Annotated in this window: 9 protein-coding genes; all 9 read right to left on the bottom strand. The window is 42.4% G+C overall.

Annotated features, from left to right (window positions below):
* Window positions 1-65: 65 nt before the first annotated feature.
* Complete coding sequence (tsf, locus tag B2866_RS03840; protein WP_296190858.1) at window positions 66-947, bottom strand: translation elongation factor Ts; 882 nt, start codon at window positions 945-947, stop codon at window positions 66-68.
* A 249-nt stretch (window positions 948-1,196) separates the two neighbouring features.
* Window positions 1,197-2,006 (bottom strand): 30S ribosomal protein S2, encoded by an 810-nt coding sequence (gene rpsB, locus B2866_RS03835; protein ID WP_296190855.1) that lies wholly within the window; start codon window positions 2,004-2,006, stop codon window positions 1,197-1,199.
* 388 nt (window positions 2,007-2,394) lie between these two features.
* The gene (locus B2866_RS03830; protein ID WP_296190853.1) at window positions 2,395-2,844 is read right to left on the bottom strand and encodes a chemotaxis protein CheX; all 450 of its coding nucleotides are present in this window, start codon (window positions 2,842-2,844) and stop codon (window positions 2,395-2,397) included.
* A gap of 41 nt (window positions 2,845-2,885) precedes the next feature.
* Window positions 2,886-3,335: a chemotaxis protein CheX gene (locus B2866_RS03825; protein ID WP_296190851.1), complete on the bottom strand. Its 450-nt coding sequence runs from the start codon at window positions 3,333-3,335 to the stop codon at window positions 2,886-2,888.
* 128 nt (window positions 3,336-3,463) lie between these two features.
* Window positions 3,464-3,826 carry a response regulator gene (locus B2866_RS03820; RefSeq protein ID WP_201610307.1) on the bottom strand — a complete coding sequence of 121 codons (363 nt, stop codon included), beginning with the start codon at window positions 3,824-3,826 and terminating at the stop codon, window positions 3,464-3,466.
* 19 nt (window positions 3,827-3,845) lie between these two features.
* The gene (locus B2866_RS03815; protein WP_296190848.1) at window positions 3,846-6,050 is read right to left on the bottom strand and encodes an ATP-binding protein; all 2,205 of its coding nucleotides are present in this window, start codon (window positions 6,048-6,050) and stop codon (window positions 3,846-3,848) included.
* A gap of 14 nt (window positions 6,051-6,064) precedes the next feature.
* A complete protein-coding gene (locus tag B2866_RS03810) occupies window positions 6,065-6,931 on the bottom strand; it encodes a substrate-binding periplasmic protein (protein WP_296190847.1) in 867 nt (288 codons plus the stop codon).
* 379 nt (window positions 6,932-7,310) lie between these two features.
* Window positions 7,311-8,570, bottom strand: coding sequence for a multidrug effflux MFS transporter (locus tag B2866_RS03805; RefSeq protein ID WP_296190846.1), 1,260 nt, complete (start codon window positions 8,568-8,570; stop codon window positions 7,311-7,313).
* A 270-nt stretch (window positions 8,571-8,840) separates the two neighbouring features.
* Complete coding sequence (locus B2866_RS03800) at window positions 8,841-9,653, bottom strand: crotonase/enoyl-CoA hydratase family protein (protein WP_296190845.1); 813 nt, start codon at window positions 9,651-9,653, stop codon at window positions 8,841-8,843.
* Between the last annotated feature and the right edge of the window lie 21 nt (window positions 9,654-9,674).

Raw genomic sequence — 9,674 nt, 5'->3', positions numbered from 1 at the left:
TCCAAGTTTAGGGGGTCAGTTCAGAATAACGGGCTTTTTGATATATATACTATAGGACTTAAAGCTTACTTGTTCGCCGCTTGCGTGGCAGCAACTTCAGCAGCAAAGTCTTCTTGCTTCTTCTCGATGCCTTCACCAACTTCTAAACGTTTGAAACCAAGTACTTTTACGCCTTCCGCTTTTAATACGTCACCAACTTTTTTCTCATTGTCCATAACGTATGGTTGACGTAGTAATGTTACTTCGTCTAGGTATTTGCGCAGACCGCCTTCGATCATTTTTTCAACGATGTTGTCAGGCTTGCCAGATTCTTTCGCTTTGGCTTCGATGATGTCTTTTTCACGTGCTAGTACGTCAGCCGCTACGTTTTCGTCATCTACTGCAACTGGGTTGAACGCTGCAATGTGCATCGCAAGGTTTTTGCCAGTTTCTTCGCTGCCGCCTTCATAAGATACGACCACACCGATACGTAGACCGTGACGGTATGCAGCGATGTTTGCGCCTTCTAGTACTTCAACGCGGCGAATTTGAATGTTTTCACCGATTTTTTGTACCAAAGATACACGCGCTTCTTCAACGGTTTGACCGTCGCCATAAGGCAGTTCAGAGATAGCAGCAACGTCAGTGACGTTATTTTCTAGAGCAAGATTGGCTACTTTTTCTGCAAATGCTGTGAAGCTTTCATCTTTTGCTACGAAGTCAGTTTGGCAGTTAACTTCTAACAAGAATGCTTTATTGTCACCTTGAGCGATGATGATAGCGCCGTCAGCTGCGATGTTGCCTGCTTTTTTAGCCGCTTTCGCTTGACCAGATTTACGCAGGTTATCAATAGCAACTTCGACATCACCGTTTGCTTCTTCTAACGCTTTTTTACATTCCATCATGCCAAGACCAGTACGGTCACGCAATTCTTTTACCATTTTGGCAGATATTTTTACTTCTGACATAAGAGTTACCTTTTATTATGTAGGTGAGTATTGTTATGTATGGGAGTACACGATATCTCAACACGCTCACATTCTGTTCAATAAGTCAGTGATGCTCGGCGCGTTAATAATAAGGCATGACGAGTAAAACTACATCATGCCTATTATAAACTTTATGCTATAAACTTCAGGCTGTTAATGACTTTATATGGCTGCTCATAGATAAACTATCAAGGCATCCTTACAAAGTTAAACCTTATCGCTTAGCAATTACTCCGCTGGAGTCGCTGCTTCTTCAGTTTTAGCCTCGGCTGCTGCTTCAGTTGCAGGAGCTTGCTCAGCGTCTTGTGCTTGGTCAGCTTTACCGCCTGCTTGAGTTTGTGCGTACTCTTTACCAGCGATAATCGCATCAGCAATAGAAGTCACATACAAAGTCACAGCACGGATAGCGTCATCGTTAGCTGGAATGATGTAATCAACGTTATCTGGGTTTGAGTTAGTATCAACGATACCGATAACTGGGATACCTAGATTTTTAGCTTCTTTGATAGCGATTGCTTCATGGTCAACGTCTACAACGAAGATTGCGTCAGGTAGACCGCCCATGTCTTTGATACCGCCCAATGAACGCTCAAGTTTTTCCATATCACGAGTACGCTCTAACGCTTCACGCTTAGTCAGCTTAGCAAAAGTACCGTCTTCAGATTGTTTTTCAAGCTCTTTTAGGCGATTGATTGACTGGCGTAGGGTTTTCCAGTTAGTCAACATACCACCTAACCAGCGATGGTCAACGTATGGCATGCCAGCGCGTTGTGCTTGCTCAGCGATAACGCCGCTTGCTGCGCGCTTAGTACCGACGAATAATACTTTGTTTTTCTTAGCAGCTAGGCCGTTTACGTAAGTCAATGCTTCGTTAAACGCTTTTACGGTGTGCTCTAAGTTGATGATGTGAATCTTGTTACGGGCGCCAAAGATGTATGGACCCATTTTTGGATTCCAAAAACGTGTTTGGTGACCAAAGTGAGCGCCAGCTTGTAATAAGTCGCGCATTTCGATTTTGGTTGGATTGTTTGAAGCCATGTGAAATTCCTATTGGTTGGGTTATGCCTCCACATCACAAAAACTGCCTATCTAGCGACACGCATTTGCTAACGGTTAGTGTTTATTGAAACAGCACTAACTTTTTCGCAAATTAATCAAGTCGCCAAACACCCAGCAATTTTTTGCCATGATGTGTGTGTCATTGTTTGATGGGTTGGTTTAAAAATTGAGCTAAGCTTTAAATTTAGACAAAATGTCTAAACCTAAATTATGAAAATAGCTGCGCTGTATTTTACCATATAAGTCTAAGTGACTGCTAGCGCTATTATGCCGCTCCAACGGATTATTGCCCATAAAAAAACGACGTATAAACGTCGTTTTTCTTTACCTTATTATTTGCTTTTACCCTTGTATGCTCAGTTTAAAACTAAGCAATAGAGATACCGATGACTGCCTTGTAGCCGCGCCATGTAAAAGGCGTGATATAGCTTTGACGGTCTTTTGGTAAGTAAGGAATACTGGGTATGCCTTCAATGATTTTGGGCGGTGAAATAATAAAATCAGCACCAAACTCAGTACGCGCGTTACCTGAAATGGTGTTTGCCATCTCACCCAACAAGTCTTTCATCATCGTAATAGAAGAGTCAGGCTCGCCCATTACTTTGATGACTTCACGCAAAAGAGTGCTTGGCGCGCTGACGTAAACGTAGCCTTCAAGCGGTCCGGAGATTTTAATCATGCCGCTATAATCATAACCCACGGCATTTTTATTGCTGTTCAAATACGGCGTATCAATCACTACTGACTCATCATCAATCTGTGCAAAAAACGCACTGATTGAGCTTAAAAAGACGCCTAACTTATCTACATTAACCATAATCGTTTGTCGTCCGTATTAATCATTATTAGGGGCTGTGTTTAGTCTTGCAAACAAACCACAATCTCGCCAATTTGACCGCGCCAACTGACTGGAATGATAAAAGAACGCCCGTTTTTAGGTAGGATAATGCTTTGCGGTGAGCCTTTAAACACCAGCGGCACAGAGATATGAAACTCTGAGCCAAATTCGTTGCGCGCATTACCCGATATGGTATTGGCAACCTCACCGGCAAGATCGACCAAATTGTCTTCGCCTTTATCTGTTTCGCCCATACTATCTAGGATACTGTTCAATAACGCGCTGGTGGCAGAAAAATAAACCACGCCTTTTTGCACCCCTGAGATGCCAATAACGCCCGTATAATCATGAACTTTCGGCTGTTGGTTTTCTAGCAAATAAGGGGTATCAACGACCAGCTCTTCATTGCCAAACTGATTAAAATAATTGGTAATGATACTCACAAAAATTTGTAACTTTTGCTCTTTCATAATGTGTGTTCTTTATTAATATATTTTCTAAATTGATTAGGGCCTGTCTTCATTTAAAAAAACTCGTTTAAAAACAGTCATAAAAGCGAGCTGAGTTTATGTGTTAAGTGACCGACACGCCCTAGAGGCTAGTCTTGCACAAGCTCATACAAAGACTCTACCAGCTCTTCTTCTGAAAAAGGCTTACATAAAAATCCGCTTGCGCCCAGTGACAAAGCTTCAATACCCGTCGATTTATCAGACAACGCCGACACCACCAAAATCCGTACTTCTGGGTCTATCGCAATGATTTTTGCAATGCATTCAAGCCCATCCATTTGCGGCATGGTCAAATCCATGGTAATCACATCTGGACGATGAATATTAAATTTCTCAATCGCTTGCACACCACTGGTCGCCGTTGCAACCAGCATAAACTTACCTGAGTCATACGCACGCTGAATACGGTTTCGAATGATATTTGAATCATCAACAATCATTAATTTGTACATAATGTCTTTTTATCCTTAATTATGCAGTCGGTAAGGTGATGACAAAACGGGTCATTTTGCCAAGCTCACTGTTTACATTAAGCTTACCGTCATACTCTTTTACTAAAGCTTTGATGACATCTAAGCCTACGCCGCGTCCACCATCTTCGTCCGCATGCTCTTTGGTCGAGAAGCCAGAAGTAAACAACGTTTTAAGCAACTCACCTTCCGTAAGCGTGCTTGCCTCTTCACTGCTATAACGCCCATCAGCGATTAATTTATTACGGATGCCCTCGTAATTGATACCCTGACCGTCATCTTGTAAGACGATGATTAAGTTTTGCGCATCACGCTGCATCTCTAAATCAATACTACCGACGGCAGACTTTCCAGCAGCCTGACGCGCTTCAGGAGATTCGATACCGTGTACCACCGCATTGCGTAACAACTGAATACTGATTTCCCGAACCGGTTTTTTCAGACATTCAGGGATGGTAACGTGCGCTAAGTTATGATCATTTAGCTGTACTTGTTTGGCTTGTCTAACCGCGATATCTTGCGCAAAATCTTGATAGTAAGCTAACTGCTCATCAGCGACATCGTCACTCAAATCAATGTTATTGCCGCCGGCAAAAGACGCAGTGGCAACGGATTGATTTGCTGCTGACGCATGGCTGGCACTTGATGAACTGGCGGCCACAGCTGCTTTTTTCATCGGCTGAGCACTTGCATGACTCTTTGGCGCGGCTTGGTTGATGCGCTCACCTAATGTTTCAATGGTGTTTGATAGGCTGAGTAAGTCATCCAAATGGACAGCCAGCGGTAAGAAGTTATTACCTGATAGCTTGCCCTGATTTTGCAGCGCATCAAGTTTGTCTTCTGCATCCGAGGCAATTTTAGTAAAGCTGTGCAGTTTTAGTGCCGATGCTTCACCTTTTAAGCTGTGCATTTCGCGATAAATGGCATTGAGCTTACCTTCCAACTCAAACTGCGAGCTACCAGGATTTTTCAAAATGTTATTCATCTTATCGATATGAACTTTGGTGTTATTAATAAATTCATTAATGATTTTTGGATTGACGTTTAAGATGGTTGTCAACATCTCAATTTGCATGTCGTTTTGTGAACGTTCTTTTTCTAAGCGCTGCTCTAGATAAACGGCATCTGAAACGTCGTTAACGTTGACCAAAATGCGCGCAATGTCTTTGTCCTCATAAACGCGTGAAAACTTGAAGTCAAGGTAGCGGTTTGTGGTACTCTCTTCACCAGAGGTATTGTGGAGCATGACTTTGTGCAATGGATTAAGAGAGTCAACCAATTTTTCTTTAACACGTGGGTTATATAACTGCTCGATAAACTGACGCGTGGTTTTCAAATCCTTGTCTGAAATACGGCCACGTAGTACATCAGCAAAGTTTTCACCTGACAATCTGTCTTCGCCAATAATGCCGTTTAGGGCGCGTGAATGCTGCTGACCAATGTTCAAATCTTTATCTAACAAGAATAGGCCCGTATTTACGGTTTCCATGATTTCTTGCGTTTCGCGACGAGCCGCCAATGCTTCAGCATCAGTATCACGCAGACGACGTACAAAGAAGAATACGAAAATTAGGAAGTAAGCAAAAATGGCCGCAACACCCAATATCTGAATCAGACGAATGGTATTTGCTTGGCGTTCAGCGTTAATAAACACTTCATCGGTAAGCTGGTCTAACGAATCGTTAATAAGCAAACTTGAGGTCTTCGCTTGCTCTACTGCTTGAGTCAATTCATCAGACGAATCGACCATGATATTATCAGCGTCTTTTAGATAAGCTTGGATTTTGGGTTCTAAAAGCTGCCATTGTTCATTAGCCGCCGTAATTTGAGTCTGAGACTGACTGTTGATTGATGGCAAATTATAGCGTTTACCATCAATATCGGTAATTTCGCCACCTTGTTCGATCGCATTAATAGAGCTAGTAATGAGCGCAGTATCTTGCTTCAAACGCTCTAAAACCCGCTGGATATGCGGAGAGTTGGTATCTTCACCATAGCTGTTATCTAAGTCAAACAAGTCTTTAATTACCGCTTGAGCGCTATTGGCAACTTGGTTGGTTTGGTCAATTAAAACGGTATTTCTTTCAAGTAAGCTTGATGTATAAAAAGTAAATGCCAGCAATGCGCCAATCAAGGATAAAAACAGTGCAATCGAAACAATTAGACTGCGATAGCGCTTATTTTCGATATTATGTGTGGTTGCCATCTTCTTTGAGCCCCTTAGTTCGTTTGCTGACTGTTAGTGTTGGTATTAGTAGCAGGAGCAGTCTCGCCCAACCATTTTTGCTCAATCTCTCTAAACTTACCTTTTTCTTTGAGCTTAGCAATACCCTCGTTAACGCTCTTGATAAGTTTGGCATTACCCTTTGCCATCAATATCACTTGCTGAGCTGAAGGGTTATCTTCACCTTCATAAGGCACGATAGTCACCTTGTGTTCAGGATGATTTTTTGCCGTATATTGTAAAATAGGTAAATCATGCAAAATCACGTCAACCTTTCCTTGCATAAGATCTTCAAATAGCAAGAAAGCTGTGCTTTCAGTCGTCATTTCACTATATTTGCCCATTGCTCTGAGCTGGTCATCTTGCTTTGAACCTTCCATAGCAGCGACATGCATACCTTGTAAGTCTTCTATGCCATTAATTTTTACATTACTTTTTGAATACATAATTGAAGATGGATTAAAAAAGTAAGTATCAGATAAACCATATTTTTCAGCACGGTCGTCTTTATAAGAGATGCCTGATATCGCTAAATCACGACCACCTGATGCCACGCTATCAAACATGTTTTGCCAAGTTTCTTTATAAAACTCAACTTTAAAACCTTGCTCCTCGCCGATAGCACGAATCGAATCAATATCAATACCCTGCATATTGCCGTAGTCATCTTGAAAAGAAAACGGCGGCATCGTGCCTGTAGTCGCAACTTTTATCACTGGCGCTGTATCAGGTAGCTGACTGACGAAGTTGTCTTTATTATCGGTCGCACCGTTGGCATCAGAGCTTTCTTGAGTTGTAGAGTTACCACAACCAAATAAGCCCACACTCAACATAATCGGTAACACTCGATATAACTGCTTCATATCCTATCCTTATGCCTCGGCGTTGTATTACAAATTAAAAAAATACTCCTAAAAATCGTTGTAATACTTATACAACAATCTATTACAAGAAGTTACGCTGGATAATAATCGAGCAAGTCTAGCATTGCAATAATTTTGTTTAGCTCTAGCGTACATATTTTTATATATGGCAACAAACGTATATAAAATGGTCGTTGCAAGCAAAATTATGGCTTAGAAAATGCCAACAAATATTTGTTATAAACACGAAATTAAGAAGAATTATTAAAAAAACGCGGATAGCTTAAGAAAATAGCAGACATAAAAAAAGTATTCAGGCATTTACAACGCCGTGAATACTTTTTTATGAAATCTAACCTGCTTGAAATTTATCGGTTAATCACTCCGCAGTATCCAAATCCAAATTACGGTCTATCTGCCAAATTAAATATGCGCCCAAACTCATGAGGACAAAGAGTGCAATACCGATTTTTAACACTGGATTGAGAGGGAATAAGTTTAATAATAAACCACCAAAAATACCGACCGAAAACATCAACGAGCCTTGCAAAGCACTGGCCATACCCGCACGGCGTTTTTGAAAAGCAAGCGCAATCGCCGAGGCGTTTGGCTGCGTTAGACCCAAGCCCGCAATACAAAAGAAAATACAGGCTAAAACCAGCGGCAACCATGCATCCGTACCAAAAATAATACCGGTTACAAACAGCGCCGCCGCTGAGATAACCTGCATCATCGCGCCGAAACGTAGGATACTTAAGATACGAAAACGATTGGTCAGCCATTGATTCAGCTGGGTCAAACCTACAAACCCTGCCGCATTCATCCCAAATAACCAACCAAAATGCGTGGCCGATACGCCATAAGTATCCATGATTAATTCAGAAGCTGAGCTAATATAGACAAACATCGCGCCCATTAATAACCCCCCACCGATCGCGGGATAATTAAAGGTCGGGTCTTTTAACAAATCCCAATATTGACTAAGCACTTCTTTGGCAGGGCGGACGTTACGGTTTTCTTCAGTCAAGGTTTCAAAGAAGAAAAACTTGGTCAGTAATAAATTTAACGCCCCAAAGGCCGCCAAAAACCAAAATATAGAATGCCAACTAAAGAACTTTAAAAATAAAGCACCAAGAGATGGCGCTAAGATCGGCGCTAAACCCATGACCAATATCATAATCGAAAAGGCTTTGGCGGTTTGTTTGGCCGTCAGGCGGTCACGTATTGCTGCACGCGTCACAACCGCACCAACGCACGCGCCCAACGCCTGAAAGGTACGACCGACAAACAACACGTATTCGTTGTCGGTCGTCGCACAAACAATCGAAGCAATCACATATAAGGTCATGCCCATATATAACGGTTTGACGCGACCGACGCGATCACTAAAGGGACCATAAAATAGCTGACCAAAAACCAAACCTAAGAAATAGGCTGGCACAGAGTTGGCCATAAAAGCCGTCGATACACCAAAATCCTCTGCCATCGACGGTAATGCGGGCAGATACATATCAATTGATAAGGGTCCGACCGCCACGATAAGCCCAAGCATCATAATCCATGCAACGGGCAAATCAGCAGAGCGCACACGGTCAGCAGCATTGGGTTTATTAGGCAGGGAGGACTTTGGAGCAGACATAATGAGACCATATGATAGAGTGAGAATTATTTTATTATTGATGCGCCGTTTGTTGTGTAACTTTACTCAGCTTTTATTTTAAATTAAGCCTTTTAAAATAACATCTACAAACAACCATCCTGACAAGCAGCCACGCAAACACAGCAACGTAAACAGATAAAAAAACAGATAATGCTATATTGCACTATCTGCTTGTAATTCAATAGATGCTTGATGTGAATAAAATAAACCTATCTCACTCAAATACAGTGGCCAAATATGGCTGATTTTCTAACGGAACTGACGTTTGCCAAAAGTAATACTGGCCTGCTTGGCTTTTCTAAGCGCCAGTTTACGGTTGCGACCAAACATCATTTTTAACTGCCAAAATTTTTCTTTATATAGCGTCGTAGCTGGCTGATCAAACATGGCATTGATAACGCGTTTGCTTGCTAGCACCGCATCGGGTGAACGCTCAGCAAACTCGGCGGCAAGCTTTTGTGCCTGCTCAAGTGGCGTCTCACTACAATGACTGACTAAGCCAAGCGCTTGGCCCTCTTCGGCATTCACGGTACGCGCGGTCATTGCCAGCTCTTTTAAAACATCAGCGCGTACGACGCCAAACCCTGACTGCGTTAAGCCCATGTCAGGTACCAGTCCCCACTTGGCTTCCATAATAGACAATTTACACTCAGGATGGCTAATACGCACATCGCAGGCCAGCGCCAACTGTAAGCCTGCGCCAATACAGTAACCTTCTAAAACCGCAATCACTGGCACAGGCACATCACGCCAAACCAAGCAGACGCGTTGAAATAAGCTTTGCCAAGGTTTAACCAGCTCCCATAGCGCAAACGCTTGATTCTTAGGATGGTTTAAATCGCCCAAATCGATACCAGCACAAAACGTGCCTTCCGCGCCATTAAGAATCACCGCGCGTACCGCTTTATCTTTACTGATGCGCCCTGCGACCGCAATCAACTCTTGCACCACTTTAAAACTCATGGCGTTCTTTTTTTCCGGTCGATTGATGGTCACCGTTATTATATTGTCGGTCGCGCTGACTTGTAATGTTTCATACTGGTAAGTGGCAATAGCGTGCATAATCATCCTTAATAATAAATA

Origin of the sequence: Psychrobacter sp. UBA3483 (assembly GCF_002377905.1) — a bacterium.
GTDB lineage: Bacteria > Pseudomonadota > Gammaproteobacteria > Pseudomonadales > Moraxellaceae > Psychrobacter.
Note: the sequence above shows the minus strand (reverse complement) of the source record. Positions and strands in the feature narration are given on the sequence as shown.